Genomic DNA, 18,727 nt, shown 5'->3' with positions numbered 1-18,727 from the left:
AAAGCGATCAAAACATGATCGCTTTTATTGATTCTAATATTATAATTGTCTAATAACTTTACATGGATTACCGGCTGCTACAACATTTTCTGGGATATCCTTTATTACTACACTGCCCGCTCCTATTGTAGTATTTCTACCTATTTTTACTCCAGGACAGATAATAGCACCTCCCCCTATCCAAACATTTTCTCCAATTTCAATTGGATAGCCCATTTCTTTTCCTGAAATTCTTTCTTCTGCATTCACAGGATGTGTAGCCGTATATACTTGTACATTAGGTGCAAACATTACATTATTACCGATTTTAATTTTGTTTACATCAAGCATAATGCAATTATGATTTGCATAAAAATTTTTACCGATTTCTATATTATATCCGTAATCACAAAAGAAGTTTGGTTCTATATAACATTTATTATCTGTTTGAAAAAGTTCTTTTAGTAATGCTTCTCTTTCCTCATATTCCTCTGGGTTCATTTCATTAAACTTTTTACATAATTTTTTTGCTCTTTCTCTGTCTTTAAACAATTCTTTGTCCATTGGATTATAAACCATTCCCATAATCATTTTTTCTTTTTCTGTCATATTTCTCCCTCCTAAAATTTCAATATTATTTCCCAATAAATCTTAATTTACTCCTTACTTTAATAAATAAGTTTCATATTTTTTATTATACAACATTTCCCATAAATTATTATTCTATTATTTTTGAATCTAGGCTAATAGAAAAGTAACTAAAGTTATACGAACAAGTTTAATAAAAATAGTATTATTTATCTACATATCACTTGTATGTAAATTCAAATAATCAATAAAAATACTATTGTTACTACTTATAAATGCATGTATAATTATTTTGATTCTTAGAAAATTAAATTATCAAAAATCTAGAATTATAAAATTAAATACATTAACTATAAATATTTGTTTTTAATAGTTATTATTCAGCATTAAATGAAGGGAAGATGATTTATGAAAAATAGAGTTGATCTCACTCAAGGAAGTATCGTTGGGAGTTTATTTAAACTTGCAGTACCAATCATGTTAACATCTTTTTTGCAAATGGCTTATAATATGATGGATATGTTCTGGCTAGGTAATTATGATTCCTCTGGACAAGCAGTTTCAGCTGCTGGAACCGCAGGATTTTTTTCATGGTTTGCAATGGCATTTATTATGCTTGCTAAAACTGGTGTAGAAGTTAAAGTTGCTCAATCTATAGGAGAAAATAAGTCTGAGGATACTAAAAAATATATAAAAACTGCAATTGAAATAATTTTAGTACTTGGCGTATTTTACACAGGGGTAATATTAATATTTAAGGAAAACCTAATAGGATTTTTTAATATAGAAAATCAAGTTATAAATACTATGTCTGTCGAGTATCTTTCAATAATAGGATTTGGATTGATTTTCTATTTTATTAATCCAGTATTTACAGCAATATTTAACGGTTCAGGAGATAGCGTAACTCCTTTAATAATAAATTTTATAGGATTATTTCTTAATTTAATTTTAGACCCATTGATGATAAACGGTATAGGACCTTTTAGTGAAATGGGCATAAAAGGAGCGGCACTAGCAACAATTATTTCACAGACTCTAGTTACTATTATATTTATAATAGCAATTAAGATAAGTAAAAATGGGAAAGCCTTATTTAATGGATTTAATATATTTTTAAAAATTGAAGTTCCATATATAAATGATATACTAAAAATAGGTACACCTGTTGCTATTCAAAGCGGACTTTTTACTTTCTATAGTATGTTAATAGCAAGAATAATTTCAAATATAGACCCTGTCGGAATTGGTGTACAAAAGGTAGGTTCTATGATTGAATCACTATCATGGATGACTGCAGGAGGGTTTCAAACAGCCCTCAGTGCCTTTGTAGGACAAAACTACGGAGCTCAAAAATGGGACAGAATATATAAGGGATATTTTTCAGCTCTTTCAATTGTAGCTGTATTTGGTATTGGTGTAACATGCCTCTTAGTATTTCAAGCTGAACCAATCTTTAAGCTATTTATATCAGGAGAAGAACCTTTAAAAATGGGAACTATTTATCTGAGAATATTAGGTTTATCTCAACTATTTATGTGTATAGAAATAACAACAGCAGGTGCATTCAATGGATTAGGAAAAACCAAAATACCTTCATGGGTAAGTATAATATTTACTGGAGCAAGAGTTCCAGCTTCATATTTTTTATCTACCTTTACGATTTTAGGAATTAAAGGGGTTTGGTGGAGTATAACTATGAGTAGTGTATTTAAAGGACTAATATTAGTAACATTATTTGTCATGCTTTTAATGAAAAGACCCGAGGTTGGAATCGATAAGATAAAAACACATTTCAAGATAAATTGAGTACTGTGACACTCCCACCTCTCTGTGAAAATTTAATTTTATAATAAAGAGAGTTATGCATCTAAAAGCTGATTTTTATAGGAGTCAGCTTTTTTAATTCCACTGACAAGGATAGTGGTTATAATAATCCATGTAATGGTCTATAGCTTATTTCGATTCACAAAAAGCATTGCATTCCTTATAATTTATATTGTCTTTCATGCGACCAAAGAATTTATCACTCTGAATTCTATTAACTCTTATAATTGCCTTAAGTAAAGTATATTCTCTTATTGATCTATAAATATACAACTTTAGTAAGATGACCTACCTAAAAAACTTAAGAATTCTTAAGACTTTTTAAAATTTATATTTAATTAACTTTTAACTGCCGTTTTTATTCCAAAAGCAATCAATACTAATCCAACTATAAAATTTAATGCGTTAATAATGATAGAATCTAAAAAGTTATTTATAAAACTACCCATAATTGAAATAATTGTTAAAAAAGTCATAGTTGATATAACTGCACCAAGGCCAAAGTAATACATATCCTTTTGATTCATATTTTCTTCAGAAACTTTTGTTGAAAAAACCCCTACCCAAAATAATATTGTCAACGGATTAGAAAGTGTTAATACAATAGTTTTCAAAAAAACACTTTCCATGCTTTGCTTTGATAAAAAATTCAAGTTTGGAATCAAATAAAATCCAAAAAATTCTAATATAGTACTTATACCAAACATAATAAGTACTGATGCTCCAAAGTATTTAATTATATCTTTCATTTTTTCATGTTTGCAAATTATAATACCTATCCCAAAGATTGCTGCTAGTATATATATAGCATCAATTATTGCTATTCCTAAGACACCGATCAACGCTGTAAAAAAACCAGATGTAACTGCAGTGTGAAAAATAAACAAACAGACAGGACCTACTGCAATTTGTAGTATCATTCCAAAGCGAAAACCTTTTAAAATCATAAAAAACCTCCTATCTGTTAATCTCTTCTTTTAATGTTGATAACATAAGGATAGTATTTGATCGCTTTACACCTTTGATAGACTTAAGTTTGTTCCCAATAAAATCTTCCAATTCTGAGCTATCTTTTAACAAAACTTTTAACATGTAATCATATTCACCTACTATATGATAACATTCAATTACTTCCGAATATTTAATAATTGTTTCTCTAAACCCCTTAATATTACTGGTTTGATCAATATCTACAAATATAGTAACTAATAGTTTATATCCCATTTTTTCGCGGTTTAACCGAACAGTATACTGTTCAATTATATTTCCATCTTCTAATTTCCTTATTCTTTCTGATACAGCAGGTATGGATAGGTTCACTTTTTTACTAATTTCAGATGCTGTTGCTCTTCCATTTTTCTTCATAGCCTTCAAGATATTTGAGTCAATTATATCCATACTTTAACACTCCTCACATAATATATTTAACTCTATACTATAGTTGTTCTTTAAATTTGTAAATATTCTTTAGATAACTCAATAAATATTTAGGCGAGCTAGTATATTTAACTAAACATTTTAATAATTTTATTTTTTTATTTTCATATACTTAAATTTTTAAAGCTTGTTTGTACTTTCATACGTATCTAAGTTTAAACTTTTTTAATTGTACATGTACTTTTCAGATAATCAAACTTACATTTGAATAGTAAAACACACAAAACTTCTTTATAACCATGCTTCTCCTAGGATTGTAATGGCCTGTTCAATTTCTTCAATCTGCATGTGACCATATCCAAGGAATACATCATTATGTTCATTTTTACTTTTTTGATTTGAGCGATAAAATGAAATTGGGTAAACAATAACACCAACTTCTTTTGCTTTTTGTATAAGCTCACTTTCAGAATAAGGTAAATTAACTCGAAGAGCTAAATTCACACCAGCATGATCTCCAATGATATGAGCATGACTGCCAAAAACGTTTTTTATTGCATCAACAATTTTGTTGTGTTTTTTTGCATATAAAGTTCTCATTTTTCTTATGTGTTGTTCAAAATATCCCCTTTTCATAAATTCAGCTATAGTGAGCTGATGGATTTTTGATGCAGTTTGATTATAGTAACACCCTATTTCCACAAACGCTTCTGCGAGATTGTTTGGTAAAACAATATAACCAACGTGCATAGCCGGAAACAATGTTTTAGAAAATGTACCTAAGTATATAACTTTATCAAATTGATCAAGACTAAATATTGTTGGAACAGGATGAATATTATATCTAAATTCACTGTCATAATCATCTTCAATAATATAAGTATCTTTGTTCTTAACCCAGTTTAATAAATTCAATCTCTCAGAAACGTTTAGGAGGCCACCCATAGGATGTTGATTTGAAGGTGTTATATATACAGCACAAGGATAATCCAATTTACTTTTAAGCATTGAGATATCTAGTGTATTGTTATTTAACCTGATTGGCATGATATCACATCCATTCCATTCAAATGCTTTTCTAACAGCTGTGAATCCAGGATCTTCTATAGCTACTTTTAAAGGCTTCTTTTTACCTAGTATGAAACAAAATAAACTGATAAGAGTTTGAGTCCCTGCACCTACAATAATTTGATCAGGATGGCAATTAACTCCTCGTGAGTTCTTAAGGTATTTAGATATCTCAATGCGAAGCAATAATTCTCCACGTGGATCTGAATATGTTAAAATTTCTTGATTCTCTGAGTTCATTATATTTTGCGCAACTCTATTCCATTTTTTAAATGGAAATTGATTATGCTCAACTGACCCTGGCTTAAAATCGTACTTTGCATGTGCTCTGCTCAAATGCAAACTTTCTATTGGATGTATACTAATTTCTTCTAAGCTAGATTGATTATTAGGATAATCTAACGACTCATAATTATCCAAATCAGATACAAAATAACCGCTACCACTTTTACTATAAATAAATCCTTCTGATAAAAGTTGTAAGTAAGCCATCTCAATTGTATTCCGACTAACACAAAGTGACTGTTTTAATTGCATTATTGATGCAAGTTTTGTATTCGGCTTTAAATTACCACTAAGTATTGCACTTCGATATGCTTCATATATTTGAATATATAGTGCAACACTTATATTTCTTTTTAGTGTAATATGAATTTCCACAAAATCAACCCCATAAATTATTCAATAATCACCCCTTTTTACAGGGATGATTTTGTCGTATAATTATATCAAATCAACTGATAATTATCAATTCAGTCCACAGCGTATCTTGAACCTTAAAGGCTTTAATGCACTTAATAGTGTTTATGCAATTGCAAAATAGTTAAACAAAGTAGTATATGATAAGAATGAAGAATTCGATATTAATACACTTCTGAATGATGAAAAAAAACATTTCAATAATATTACTTTTATTACTGCAACTGATGGAAAACCTCATGCAGTTACAGTACAACTAAAAACATCATGGCAGGATTGGCATGCAGAGAGCCAATTACTAATACTTGGCCCATATTAAGAGATTATGCTAAACACTATATTATATGTAGCTACACAAAGTATACGACATCTATCTCATCCAAATAGAGATTATAAAAAGATAATATCTGGTGAGTTAGGATCTATTTATAATAATTTATTTCAAAAAGGGAGGTTACATTATGCCAGCAAAACAAATTCTATTATTAGGTAACGAAATACTTTACAGAGTTTCTGAGGAGATACAGAAATCAAATTTAGATAAAGCCAAGCAAGTAATTAATGATTTACATGACACGATTGTTGATTTTAAAGATACATATGGATTTGGTAGAGCTATTGCCGCACCACAAATTGGGGAATCTGTCAGAATAATATACATGCATTTAGGAGATGAAACTCATCATTTCATTAATCCAGTCCTTGAATTTATCAAAGATGATACCTTTCAACTATGGGATGATTGCATGAGTTTTCCTGGTCTTGAAGTCTACGTGAAAAGATATAAAGAGTGCAAAGTAACTTATAAAAATTTAAACTGGGAAGATTGTGAAATGTATCTTAAAGGTGATTTATCAGAACTATTTCAGCACGAGTATGATCATTTAGACGGAATTTTAGCTGTGCAGCGTGCACAGGATTTAAAATCATTCCGTATCAACAAGAACAAGAGTGGCTATTAAATTACAATAAACTCACTAGTTAGAGATAGTTACATATGCTATTGGATATATTTAAAATAGAAATACAAAAAAGAAATAACTTGTATAAAAGGACACACTATGTATTATAGGTGTGTCCTTTATAAATATTAAATATATATTAATTATTCTATCTAATCTAAGTAACGTTTCTTATGTTCATTACTCCATTAAGATAAACTTAGTATTTCCTCTAAAGCATATTTAATAAGTATCATGTGTTCTACAGTCTAGATGGAATAGATTTATATTTTCTTGCCTTTCATGTAATCCATTTAGAGATGGGTCTTCTATGATTTATTTCATCTTCGTTTAACATTATCTACCACATCGTTATATCTTTCTTGAAGTTGTTCTAGTTCTGTTTCATAGCACTTCTTACGTATTGCATATATGCAATCTTTCTCATTAGCATTGAAGTAGAGTATAAATTTTTTTAAACTTTTAGCATCATCTAAAGCATTGTGTTTAGTGCCTTCTTCTTTTAGGGAGAATAATTCAAGTAAATCAGATAATGCTAGGTTCCTGCGTATATTGGTTAATTTGGCAATATGCTGTTGGAAGTCCTTAACTTCAAACATATAAGGTGTCCCATGTTTTCTACAACAGTGACGCAACGCTTTATCATCATAATTACCCCATGTATACAGATCTCCTATAAGTGCACCTTCACCAATTAACTCAGAATATATTTTAGGGAACATAGGTGCATTCCACAGCTCCTCTTCAGGTAGGTTTAATAGTTCTTTCATAAAGGTCGGAACTTCCTTCTTCTTCTTGAATGGTCTCACTAGGGTGTAGTATTCACTTTCCCCTTCTAAGTCTACTAAACCTACACTAACAATATCTGGATCATCCCTATCATCTTTAGTACACCACATCTCTAAATCTAATGCATATCCCTTATTCATAATCTGACATCTCCTTGACTTATATTACCCCATTTAAGCTTGTAATCCAAGGTGTTTAAAACTCAATGAAGCCTACATCAGATTACCTTAAGATGCTATAGACTTGAGGAATCTTAAACATGTTTAGTTACACCACTTCTGTGAAGTCTAAGCGACAATCTATTTTATTTGAATTTTTCTCATCCATTCTATATGTGAATTCGTAATGCTGATTTAATTACCTCTTTCCTTTTATTTTTTATTAGTATATTCGTTTTTTGAGGTGAAATTCGTGGTTTTTAGTTAAATTGTTTCTTCTTGAGTATTCTAGTAGTTTAAGCGTAACATTATCAATTATAAAAAATACACATCAAATTTATTATTTCCTTATGCCTTAACTCTGATAATTTTATTTATGAATTCGATTTCAAAAAGTGCACATTGAATTTCTTCAACCTGTCCTTTCCTGTTGTCTTAACTCTAATATATGTTTCATCTACTCTCCATGAATCATTTGTTTATTTTAAATGGTTTATTATTTTTTAATCAATAATTGGAAGTAATCGCATTTTATGATGCATATACCCATGTTCCTTTGATTTTTCCACCACAGTTCCAAGCAATTTCATTGTTATATTTCTATACATTTCAACATTGGTTTAAGTGAATTTTTCTGTGATTTTATAAATAAATTAAAAACATAGATAACACCCCCTTGTTGATAATGATAATTATTTACAATTACCTTGTTATATGATATGTTTAATTATATAATAAGGAGGTTTTTACATTGAATAGAAATAAAAAAAAACACGAAGACTATTTATTTTGGCAAAATAAAATCATGAAGGATTATCCATTATGGCTAGGAAGTTTTGATGGTAATTCTATAACCTCAAAATCAGTGATTGTCTATACAGGAATACTAGATTATGAAAAAGATATTATGAAATGTGGATGGGCCTCTTACCCAGATATCTATACGCTTTTAGGTTTTATTATGCATGTTTTTTTACCTGCTTCTTTTTATACATGGTTTTCTCGTGATTCAAAAGGTTTTTTTACACCTGTTTCTACTTTCAATGTAGTTGCTGATAATGTTAAAAAAACATCTAAGAATCCTAATAATAACTTAATTACAAGAATGGAACGAGCACATGATTTTTTAAATAGCTTGTGGAAATATGATGAACAAATAACATTTGAAAAATTACAAAAATTCACAGAGGATTTTAACTTGATGTGGGATGAAGGCCCATGCAAAAAGCTATTTATTAGAGTGTTTGATAATCCTGATACTATCTTTGATTTCATAAAAAATTCTATCAATTGTGAATTTGAAGAAGTTATAGAAGAAGAAATTGAAATGAGTCTTAATGACCTAGAGTTCATGTGTAGTAATGTACTTAAAGAACCGCTGTTAAATAAACTCTTTATAAATATTTTAAATACAAAAATGCCAATTATGTTTTAACTGATAACTGTGCTTCTTTATCATTATGATTCCTACCATATATATTTATAATAAAAAAAACCTATTCATGAAAATATATATCTTAACAAATAGGGATTTTTATCTATTTCCCATTTATAGGTTGTTCAAATATTCCCCATTATATTTTTCCCAAATAATTATTATATGGGTATTTATTTGCTTAGATTTTGATAAAGATATAGAATATGGGATGTTTTAAAAACTATGAAGAAGGAAGGAAGTAGAATAGGCTGCCTAAAGGTTCAAAACCCAGGCAGCCTATTTCCTTATATAATTAATCTAATAACTCTTTTACATCTCTATAGATCAGTTCCTTAGACACTCCACCATAATATCTTACCATACCATCTATAACGCAATAAGGAAGTTCGTATCCTTCTTCATATACATATATAATATTCTCATGATCTAGCACATTAATTTTACTTATATCATAAAATTCATAGTTTATAGATTCATTTACATCGCTTTTTTCTATAAACTTTATGAAATCTTCGTATACTTCAACCATAGACTTTGAAGCCTTGGCTCCACAACAACCACCTCCTCCCCCTTTGCCTAAAGGACATCCTCCACAACTAGAAGAACTTCCACCAGAAACCCAATCTAAAGAGCCATATATATGAATATTTATCTTATTTTTCATGTTATCTACCTTTCTGTTTAAACACACACTACATTCTAAATTAGATAAAGCTATTCTAGCATATAATACAAAGCTTCAGTAGCTAGAATTCCTTATATTCTCAAATCTACTTTCCATATTATATTGCAAATAAAATCCATGGCAAAAACATATCGTAATTCAACAAACATAGGTTATTCTTGATATAAAACTTTATATAGGTAAAAAAAGTGACTTAAACACGCCATTTATTTCTTAATTTCAAATACCCTATCTAATCTTGTTAAATTAAAATTTTTCATAACCTCAGGGTTAATATAATTAAGTTTAAAGTTACCTTTTAAGACCATACACAACTTATAAATTGATACTACAACTCTACATATAAATTTTTCTACAAGATTATCTTAAACATATACGGTATATCATGTTCTCTAAACTAACTACATTATTTTAAAAATAAAAATAGAGTAGCTTTAAGCTACCCTAAAGGTTAAAAAAGGAAAAAAGAGATGTAGTCTCTCTAGAGAAAATTTCAGAATTCGAGAGCACAGGGTTAATTAATAATAATTATTACTCTCATTTAATATTTTAAAACTTTTTTTTGTTATAGTCAAGAATATTTTTGGATTAAAATCTAATAACTCTCTAATACAGTATTCAAAGACTAATTAAAGAAACTTTATAAATGTTTTATTGAATCTCATTCAACTCTACAAATATTGCAGTTCATTTTAAAATATGGTACTATGTACTAATGCCCTAGTATATTTTATTATGGCTATTGAAAAAGGAGTTGGTTGCTATGATACCAAAAAATCATAAAAATTTTATAGATACTTCAATCGATATACTCAAAGAAGATTTAAGAATTTTAGGAGTTGCTGTTGGAGGTTCCTACATTACAAATGAAATGGATGAGTATTCAGATATTGACCTAGTTATAGCAGTAGACACTGCCCATTATAACGATGTAATGAATGAAAGAATTAAGATTGTAGAAAAACTAGGGATTCTACTATCAGCTTTTACTGGTGAACATGTTGGTGAACCAAGACTTCTTATATGTTTATATGGACCTGAGTTATTACATGTTGATTTTAAATTTGTAGCACTAGATGACATAGCAAAAAGAGTTGAAGAACCTATTATTTTATGGCAAAGAAATAACTGTATATCTGAGGTTTTAAAATCAGAAGAAGCTAAGTTTCCTATACCTAGTTTACAATGGATAGAAGATAGATTTTGGGTTTGGGTTCACTATGGATCGACTAAAATTGCAAGAGGGGAAATTTTTGAAACTATTGAATTTATATCATCATTAAGACAAATGGTAATAGGTCCATTATTGCTTATGAAAAATGGAAAGTTGCCAAGAGGTGTTAGAAAGATAGAGATTGATGCTCCAGAAAGCATAGATTTATTAAAAGAAACTATACCTACATATAGTATTGAAAGCTGTATAAAATCATTGAAATTAATAATACAAATGTATTTAGAGTTAAGAGAACACTTTTTAACAGAAGACTTTATAAAACGTACAGAAGCAGAAAAATCTTCCTTAAATTACTTAAATACAATAAAAAACATAAATGAATAGTTAATATGAGTTTTAGATGTATAATGTTTCAAGCACTCATTCTATCAGAGATAGAATGAGTGTGTTTTTATATAAACTCTCAAATAAATACTTTGTGTTAATCAAAAGAAAAAGTTACTTTTGACTTGTCCATTTTTTCTAGTAATTTCTCATCATCATATTGTTCAAATAATAAAAGTTCTTCGTATGGATTACCTTTTAGTTTTAAAATCTGTGAAAAAGCTGGTTCTGTTTTTAATCCTTGTTTTTTTAAATCTATTATTTTAGCTTTAAAATCATCACCAAGTAAATTTAATAGTCTATATTCTATTATCATATGCCTGTATGAATTAGTTTTATCTGTATCTAATTTAGATCCATATATCTCAATTTCCATATTTTCTACTTTAAAATTACATATAATCACCCTACTAGAAGCTTTATATGTGACTTTAAACTCTTTATATTTGCTAAATTCTTTTATTAATAATTCTTCAAATTTTCTAAAATCCTCTACTTTACAAACAATATCTAAATCACTATTTTCTATATCAATATCTATTGGTATTGTTCCAACTAAAATAGGATTATATTTACTAAGTAGATTAAATATATTTATTTTTTTAAGGATTTCATAACTTCTTTGTTTTCTTGTATTCCCTTCTTTTAAGTATTCTATATCTTTAAAATCTTTATTAATTTTAATCATTATTTAATGCTCTCTTTCTTAATTTATTTTTATTAATATTTATTTTGCCTATACAAATATTATAGTAAACTTTATAAAGATTACTATAGCATTTTTTTATAATTTTCTTACATTAGAATTTAATAAATGATATAAAAAAATGAATCTATTGATATAATAACAGCTATATGCTAAAACAAAAAAATAAACCCCGATAAATAGACTATTTATTATGTCTATTTATCGGGGTTTAGTTCAATGCGATTTTTCTATATATGTCTGCATATTAGGTATACTATTAATACAATATGTTTTTTTAATTATAATCATATAACTTTGATTCTTACATACTCTTAACTATAAATATTTACTACTTTTATTCATGTTTATCATCTCACTATACCCTGCAAACTCCAGTTGCTTGATCACATGACATTGGCCTAACAATCACTTCAATATAATAACCATTACCTGCTTGAACTGTTCTACACTGATTATTCTCTTCTAATTTTTTGATTAGTGTATTTGTTTCACTTTCATTCATATCGAAACTTAACATTATTTCAATCGGTGCTACTCGTTCATATTTCTCTATAAAATCTAATATGTCTTTCTCTGTATTATTAGGTATTTCGTCTTTTACTTCTCCTGAACTTATTGTATCAATAATCGATTTAAAGGATTCATAGCTCTGATAACTACGCATTAACATTTCTTTTTTACCATATTTAATTAAAAATGTTGGAAATCCACGAACACCATACTTATATGTGGTCTTAAGATCCTCTTTAAATGCTGCCTCTGCTGAACCATCTGATAATCTCTCAAGGAATTTTGCAATATCAAGACCAACTTCTGATGCTAATTCAACAAGAACTTCCTTTTTATTAGTCTGTCTAGCTTCGGATGCAGAAGCTTCTCTTATTCTTCTCAAAAATTTATCTGCTAACTGCTGATTTTCCATCTGTGCTGCTTTATATGCAATATTCTGAGGGTAGCTTGACGGATATTCATCCGTAAATAAGGTAAAACCTTCACTTTTTACAGGCATTCCATGTCGTTCTGATGCTTCAAGCCAGTGTTTTGCGATTTGACTGTTAGAACGCTCCGGATCTCCACCAATATCATTATAGCTATCATAAAAATCTCGTATATCTCTTACAAGACCTCCCATGATGTACTTAATTTCTACTTGATCTCCATACCTAGTTTCCAATTTACGTAGTAGCGGTTCACTTCCCCAGCACCATGTACATACCGGATCTGTAAATTCAATAATTTCAACTTTTTTTATATTCATTTCCATACCTTCTTTCTGTTTAAAAAATTATAAATATAACTTAGTATTTATATTACTAATTAGTGATATATGAGTGTAATTAAAATTTATCCAAACTTTCCTATAAATTAAAAATATACTTAGAAAAAATGTCATCAATATACTCTTTCTCCTTTTCTGCAATGGATATCAGACTTACTCTCTTTTTTATAATCAAAATATATCACTAATTAGTAATACTGTCAAGTTGTTTTTAATTATTGGGTAATACAAAAATACCTGTCAAACAAAATCAAATCACATATTTTTACATTAACAATTCTTAAATCATATTATTATACTTTTGTTTTTTTGAATATTATGATAATAATCTTTTTAGAATATCTATTAAATTATTGCCAGAAGAGAGTTTATTTTTTCTATTAATCACAAAGTTTTTTACACTAATGGATAAGTATTAACACATGAAAAATTATTTTGAGTTAATAAATATATTTTTTCATAATTTTTTGATATTTATTTAATAGTTGATAAAACCCCTCTATAATTATAGAAGGGTTTCTAATTACGGGAATATTAAAATGTTATTTGCAACAGGTCTTTGTCTCCCATCAGAAGGTCTATTTAAAATTTTACCATTATAGTACATAGCAGTTGAGCCGCCTCCATCTAAATTGTACGCTTCTTTTACTCCTAGTTCTAATAATTTGTCTTGTAATCTCTCAAGACTCACTCCATAGCTCCATTTTCCTTGTCGTCCATCAACTACAATCATAATCAAATCATCATTTGCATATTTTCCAATAATAGTTCTTGGGTGTCTTGTTTTTTTCCACTTTTTAGGAACATCAACTTTCTTACCATTTTTTAATAATACCGGCATAAAACTAACGCCTTGAGAAGGGTTTAGTTTTGAAATATCTGACTCAGATTGTGGAACATTACCAACTACTTCTCCTTTTTTATTGATTCCAGCAAAAAATAGATCACCTGGATATCCATTAAATGGCTCCACTAATTTCCCATCAATGACGGTATTTCCAATTAATTGAGCATATTTTTTAGTATTTCGTGTTTCAGTATAAAACCCTCCACCATTGATAGCAAGTATTGCATTTTCTCTTTTAGCTGCACTTGAAGTAGTTTCAAGTTCACCTAGAGTATTTTTTGCAAGACCAACCTTAAAGGCTTTTGGATCAAACAGCTTTACTTTAGCTATATATCCACGATAACCTAACTCATTTAACTTGAAAATCTTTATTTCAGTACGCTCACTAATGTGAGCTTCTACAGCAGGTCCCAGCATTTCTAGAATTTTTTGTTCATACATATCATTCGATAATTCTTTTTGAGAAGCACTAAGTTCTGATAAATTAGTCAATTTCTGGTTTTGATTATTAAAAACCTCCTCATGCTTTTCTATAACCATTCCAATTTCAGAGATTTTTTTTGCTAAATTATTCGTCTCTTCATGCAATGTAGCAATTTCACTATTAAGAGATTGTACCTCTATATTAAGCGGTTTACTATCATCTACAAAGTTTGAACTTATAAGGAAAAGGGCTAAAAATGGAGCTACTAAATAAAATAGGAACATATTAATTTTCAGCATTCGGAGCCTCCTTTAAAATGTCTAAACTTTTCTGTAGTTCTTTTAGCCTATCATCTAACTCTTCTAATCTATTGTCTATTTTATTTTGAATATCTGTAGTATTTGAAATAGTCGAATCCGTATCATCTAAACTATTACTCAATTCTTTTATTTCATTACTAAGTAACTTGACTTGATCACTTAACCCTTGAATATTCATTGCATTCTCTTGTCTAACATTATTTATTGAAGTATCGATATAATTTTTAGCATAGCCATAACCATAGTAAACAATACCACCCCAAGCTCCTACACTAATCATAAAAATCAATATATTTATTAATACATTTCTAGTTTTCTTTCTCTTGCAGTTCGACATTTTGTTTTCACTCATAACATCACCTCTTCTACATCTTTTTACACTTGTATATATATTTCGGCATTTGTTTACGATATTTTTATATATTATTAGAAAGTATATTTTTCCAGACTATTGATTTCTTATATTTTTAGTATGAATGCTGTACAAAAAAGCATGTTGAAATTACAAACTAGTTTTGAAATCCAAGAGATAAAATCTTCTAACACTATCACATGAATCAGTAATCGATTAACAAACAATTAAAGTAACCCAAAAAAAAGTTAAAACTTTTTTAATCTATAGAACCTAATAATATCAATATTACTACTTTTTTTCGTAGTATATCAGATTAATTATAGTACTATTCATTTTCTATTTTGAATACTATACTAAGGTTATCAAATCAACAATCTATTTTTTAGATGAAAGGAGCAATACAATGACTCAAAAAATATTAAAAACACCTAGTCATCGTTTTTCAAATTTAAAAGACTATCCATTCAAATCAAACTATATAGATGTAGGCGGCGTTAATATGCACTATGTAGATGAAGGAGATAAAAATAACAAAGTCATCTTCTTATTCCATGGGCAACCTTCCTGGAGTTATTTGTACAGACATATGATTCCTCAATTAGTAAATGAAGGCTACCGTGTTATCGCTCCAGATTTAATCGGCTTTGGTAAATCGGATAAGCCAACTCATTCTAGTGACCACTCGTACAGCGCCCATGTAAAATGGATGTCTACTTTTATAGAAAAACTAGGCATTAAGCATGCAGCGGCCTTTATGCAAGACTGGGGTGGCATGATTGGTCTTCGTGTTTTAGCAAACAACCCAGAATGGTTAGACAGATTAGTAGTTGCTAACACAGCACTTGCTGAATCAAAAGGCTTCGAAAGATGGATGTTGCCAAAGATGTTAAAAATCATTCGCTCAACAAGTTTGAACCCAACGATTCAAAGTCTTGAAAAGAAAATGAATTATGCTAACTGGGCCGCCTACTTCAGTCGATCTAAGAAACTTGAAATTGGTAAAATCATGCAGTTATTAACAACTAAAAGCCTTTCAAAAGATGAAATGGAAGCATATGACGCACCATTCCCGACACCTGATTATTATGCGGGACCACGTAAAATGCCTGAAATTGTTGTTTCAGATTTAGATAAAGCTTATGAGGATTGGCAAAAATTAAAACAATGGAAAAATCCTGTGCTAACATTGTTTAGTGATAAAGATCCATTCCTTGCAGATCAAGGATATGACAAATTATTTCAACAAAACTTTCCTGGTGCAAAAGGGCAACCTCATATTACAATGACAAATGCCTCCCACTTCTTACAAGAAGATCAATCTTCAGAACTTGTAAGCAGAATATTGAATTGGCTTAAGCATACAAAGTTTTAATTATAAAAATAAAAAATTATAAAAGAAAAGGATGATATTATATGAAAATTCTAGTAGTTGGCGGAACAGGAACACTTGGAAGTGCACTAGTTTCATTATTAAGAAAAGAACATGAGGTTATTGCAGTTGGTCGATCAAGAGGTGATTATCAAGTAGATATAGAAAATAGAGATTCTATAAAAAAAATGTTTGAAGATATTGGTCCAGTTGATGGTATTATTTCAACAGCTGGTGATGGTAAAATGGCTCCATTCCAAATTCAAAGTGATAAAGACCTTGATCTTGCTATTAATAGTAAATTAAGAGGTCAAATTGATCTAATAAGATATGGTATACATTCTGTTAAAGAGAATGGTTTTATTATTGTTACTACAGGTACTGCAAGTCACACTTATATGCCAGGCGCCTCTTCAATTACAATGGCAAATGTTGGTCTTGAAGGCTACATTCGTGCAATTAACGTTGAAGCGTTCAATGGTGTAAAAGTAAACGCTGTAAGCCCATTCTTTATCAAAGAAACAGTTGAAATGATGGGATTTGATGTTCCAAATGCAGTTCCAGCAGCAGATACTGCAAATGTTTATAAAATGGTAATGGATTCTGATGTATCAGGTATTATTGCTGACGTAAATGAGTATTTAAATAGAAGATAATTTCTGTAAAGAAGATAAAAAAAGTCCTAGACTGAACCCAATTGTGGAGTTCAGATTAGGACTTTTATACATTGTATATTCATAAATAGTCCATTAATTGTACAACCACAACTTGTCCATTTTTTGCATACTATAAAACACAAATAAGGTTAACAAATTAGAGTTAAGGGTTTAGAGAAAAATCCCTTAACTCATAACTAAACTTTCATATAATTTTTTATATTCTTTAGTAGAATTTTCCCAACTATAATTTGCTTTCATGGCATTTATTGTTATTTTTTTCCAGGTGCGTTTATCTTTATAACACTTCAATGCCCTATCAATTATATTAAGTATGTTATCCCCATTACAATCAGTAAATCTAAAGCCGTTACCCTCTCCGGTAGATTTATTATATGAATTAATCGTATCCTTCAATCCTCCAGTTTTTCTTACTATAGGAATGCTTCCATATTTAAGAGCAATTAACTGAGATAATCCACAAGGTTCCCTTAAAGAAGGCATCAAGAATATATCAGAAGCAGCATATATTTTATGCGCTAAGACCTCATTAAATAAAATATTAGCTGATAATTTTTCAGGATATTTATAAGCAAAATCCTTTATTTTAGATTCAATTTTAGGATCACCCATTCCTAAAATCACCATCTGTATATCTTTAGATAATAGATTCTCAAGTATAGGAATCAATAATTCTATTCCTTTTGTATATGTTAACCTAGAAACTATAGCAATTAAGGGGGCTTTTTTATTTACAGGCAGATTTAATAGTTTTTGCAGATTAACTTTGTTTTCCATCTTATTTTGTAAACAATTCACATTATATTTAACAAAAATATCATCATCTTTGCTAGGGTCATAAATGTTATAATCTACTCCATTTATAATCCCATATAAGTCATTCTTTCTCTTTCTTATAGCATCATCTAAACCTTCTCCATATGATGATCTTTGTATTTCTTCAGAGTAGGTCTTGCTAACGGTTGTAACTAAATCAGCATAATTGATTCCTGCCTTCATAAAACTTACTCCTTTGTAATGTTTAAGCGCATCATCATCATAATACTTCATTCCCAAGTTTAATAAGGATTCTAGTATTTTTTTAGAATAAATCCCTTGGTACTTTAAATTGTGTATAGTAAACACAGTTTTAATATTGGAAAACCTAGGGTTATTCTTTTGATATTCCTTTAATAAAGGACAAATCATCCCACTATGCCAATCATTACAATGAATAATATTTGGTTTAAAATCCATATTTTCAATTGCTCCCAGTACGGCTTTGCAAAGATAAGAAAATCTTTCATCATCATCATCAAATCCATATATTCCTTCTCTTTCAAAATAATATTGTTGATCAATAAAATAAAATGGAACACCCTCATATTCTAAATATTCAATCCTACAATCTTGTTTTTTCAATCCTACTGGAATAGTAAATTCAGTAATACACTTCATATTACTTTTAAATTTCTCCAAAATCTCCTTATATTTTGGAATTATAACTCTTATATCAATTCCAAGATTTCTTAGTGACTTTGGTAACGAAAACGCTACGTCCGCAAGTCCTCCTACCTTTACAAAAGGAACAGCTTCAGATGCCACATATAATACTTTTAGCATTTTATCAACTCCTTTAT

17 protein-coding genes are annotated in these 18,727 nt (G+C 29.0%); 6 read left to right on the top strand and 11 right to left on the bottom strand.

Translation table 11 applies throughout. The annotated features are described in order from the left end of the window. Positions 1 to 39: 39 nt before the first annotated feature. On the bottom strand, positions 40 to 588 hold the full coding sequence (locus P4S50_RS07405; protein ID WP_277734110.1) for a sugar O-acetyltransferase: 549 nt from the start codon (positions 586 to 588) through the stop codon (positions 40 to 42). A gap of 387 nt (positions 589 to 975) precedes the next feature. Between P4S50_RS07405 and P4S50_RS07400 the strand changes: the two genes are divergently transcribed. Next, a complete protein-coding gene (locus P4S50_RS07400) occupies positions 976 to 2,376 on the top strand; it encodes an MATE family efflux transporter (RefSeq protein ID WP_277734108.1) in 1,401 nt (466 codons plus the stop codon). Positions 2,377 to 2,732: 356 nt separating this feature from the next. Here P4S50_RS07400 and P4S50_RS07395 read toward each other — a convergent pair whose 3' ends face one another. From P4S50_RS07395 to pdxR, 3 genes are all read right to left on the bottom strand, one after another. After that, positions 2,733 to 3,341, bottom strand: a complete 609-nt coding sequence (locus P4S50_RS07395) for a LysE family translocator (protein WP_277734107.1) — start codon at positions 3,339 to 3,341, stop codon at positions 2,733 to 2,735. Positions 3,342 to 3,351: 10 nt separating this feature from the next. Beyond that, on the bottom strand, positions 3,352 to 3,792 hold the full coding sequence (locus P4S50_RS07390) for an Lrp/AsnC family transcriptional regulator (RefSeq protein ID WP_277734106.1): 441 nt from the start codon (positions 3,790 to 3,792) through the stop codon (positions 3,352 to 3,354). 270 nt (positions 3,793 to 4,062) lie between these two features. Next, on the bottom strand, positions 4,063 to 5,499 hold the full coding sequence (gene pdxR / locus P4S50_RS07385; protein ID WP_277734104.1) for a MocR-like pyridoxine biosynthesis transcription factor PdxR: 1,437 nt from the start codon (positions 5,497 to 5,499) through the stop codon (positions 4,063 to 4,065). A 500-nt stretch (positions 5,500 to 5,999) separates the two neighbouring features. Between pdxR and P4S50_RS07380 the strand changes: the two genes are divergently transcribed. After that, positions 6,000 to 6,500: a peptide deformylase gene (locus tag P4S50_RS07380; protein ID WP_277734102.1), complete on the top strand. Its 501-nt coding sequence runs from the start codon at positions 6,000 to 6,002 to the stop codon at positions 6,498 to 6,500. A 320-nt stretch (positions 6,501 to 6,820) separates the two neighbouring features. On the opposite strand, the gene P4S50_RS07375 is transcribed toward P4S50_RS07380, so the two are convergent. Beyond that, complete coding sequence (locus P4S50_RS07375; RefSeq protein WP_277734101.1) at positions 6,821 to 7,429, bottom strand: exonuclease domain-containing protein; 609 nt, start codon at positions 7,427 to 7,429, stop codon at positions 6,821 to 6,823. Between the two features lie 769 nt (positions 7,430 to 8,198). Between P4S50_RS07375 and P4S50_RS07370 the strand changes: the two genes are divergently transcribed. Then, on the top strand, positions 8,199 to 8,882 hold the full coding sequence (locus P4S50_RS07370; RefSeq protein WP_277734100.1) for a hypothetical protein: 684 nt from the start codon (positions 8,199 to 8,201) through the stop codon (positions 8,880 to 8,882). Positions 8,883 to 9,177: 295 nt separating this feature from the next. On the opposite strand, the gene P4S50_RS07365 is transcribed toward P4S50_RS07370, so the two are convergent. Further along, on the bottom strand, positions 9,178 to 9,549 hold the full coding sequence (locus P4S50_RS07365) for a hypothetical protein (protein WP_277734098.1): 372 nt from the start codon (positions 9,547 to 9,549) through the stop codon (positions 9,178 to 9,180). 784 nt (positions 9,550 to 10,333) lie between these two features. Here P4S50_RS07365 and P4S50_RS07360 point away from each other — a divergent pair. Then, on the top strand, positions 10,334 to 11,128 hold the full coding sequence (locus tag P4S50_RS07360) for a nucleotidyltransferase domain-containing protein (RefSeq protein WP_277734097.1): 795 nt from the start codon (positions 10,334 to 10,336) through the stop codon (positions 11,126 to 11,128). A 97-nt stretch (positions 11,129 to 11,225) separates the two neighbouring features. Here P4S50_RS07360 and P4S50_RS07355 read toward each other — a convergent pair whose 3' ends face one another. The 4 genes from P4S50_RS07355 to P4S50_RS07340 form a co-directional block, all read right to left on the bottom strand. After that, entirely contained in the window at positions 11,226 to 11,816 is a 591-nt protein-coding gene (locus P4S50_RS07355) for a DUF4269 domain-containing protein (RefSeq protein WP_277734096.1), read from the bottom strand. Between the two features lie 376 nt (positions 11,817 to 12,192). Beyond that, on the bottom strand, positions 12,193 to 13,095 hold the full coding sequence (locus tag P4S50_RS07350) for a DsbA family oxidoreductase (protein WP_277734094.1): 903 nt from the start codon (positions 13,093 to 13,095) through the stop codon (positions 12,193 to 12,195). 544 nt (positions 13,096 to 13,639) lie between these two features. Further along, positions 13,640 to 14,686 carry a phosphodiester glycosidase family protein gene (locus P4S50_RS07345; protein ID WP_277734093.1) on the bottom strand — a complete coding sequence of 349 codons (1,047 nt, stop codon included), beginning with the start codon at positions 14,684 to 14,686 and terminating at the stop codon, positions 13,640 to 13,642. Further along, a complete protein-coding gene (locus P4S50_RS07340; RefSeq protein WP_277734091.1) occupies positions 14,673 to 15,059 on the bottom strand; it encodes a hypothetical protein in 387 nt (128 codons plus the stop codon). The genes P4S50_RS07345 and P4S50_RS07340 overlap by 14 nt, the downstream gene beginning before the upstream one ends. 406 nt (positions 15,060 to 15,465) lie before the next feature. On the opposite strand from P4S50_RS07340, the gene P4S50_RS07335 reads away from it, so the two are divergent. Together P4S50_RS07335 and P4S50_RS07330 are read left to right on the top strand one after the other, a co-directional pair. Continuing rightward, the gene (locus P4S50_RS07335) at positions 15,466 to 16,434 is read left to right on the top strand and encodes a haloalkane dehalogenase (RefSeq protein ID WP_277734090.1); all 969 of its coding nucleotides are present in this window, start codon (positions 15,466 to 15,468) and stop codon (positions 16,432 to 16,434) included. A 41-nt stretch (positions 16,435 to 16,475) separates the two neighbouring features. After that, positions 16,476 to 17,087: a short chain dehydrogenase gene (locus P4S50_RS07330; protein ID WP_277734089.1), complete on the top strand. Its 612-nt coding sequence runs from the start codon at positions 16,476 to 16,478 to the stop codon at positions 17,085 to 17,087. A gap of 186 nt (positions 17,088 to 17,273) precedes the next feature. On the opposite strand, the gene glgA is transcribed toward P4S50_RS07330, so the two are convergent. After that, entirely contained in the window at positions 17,274 to 18,710 is a 1,437-nt protein-coding gene (gene glgA, locus P4S50_RS07325) for a glycogen synthase GlgA (protein WP_277734087.1), read from the bottom strand. Positions 18,711 to 18,727: the final 17 nt, after the last annotated feature.

The organism is Tepidibacter hydrothermalis (assembly GCF_029542625.1).
Classification (GTDB): domain Bacteria; phylum Bacillota; class Clostridia; order Peptostreptococcales; family Peptostreptococcaceae; genus Tepidibacter_A; species Tepidibacter_A hydrothermalis.
This window is presented reverse-complemented; position numbering and strand designations above follow the sequence as displayed.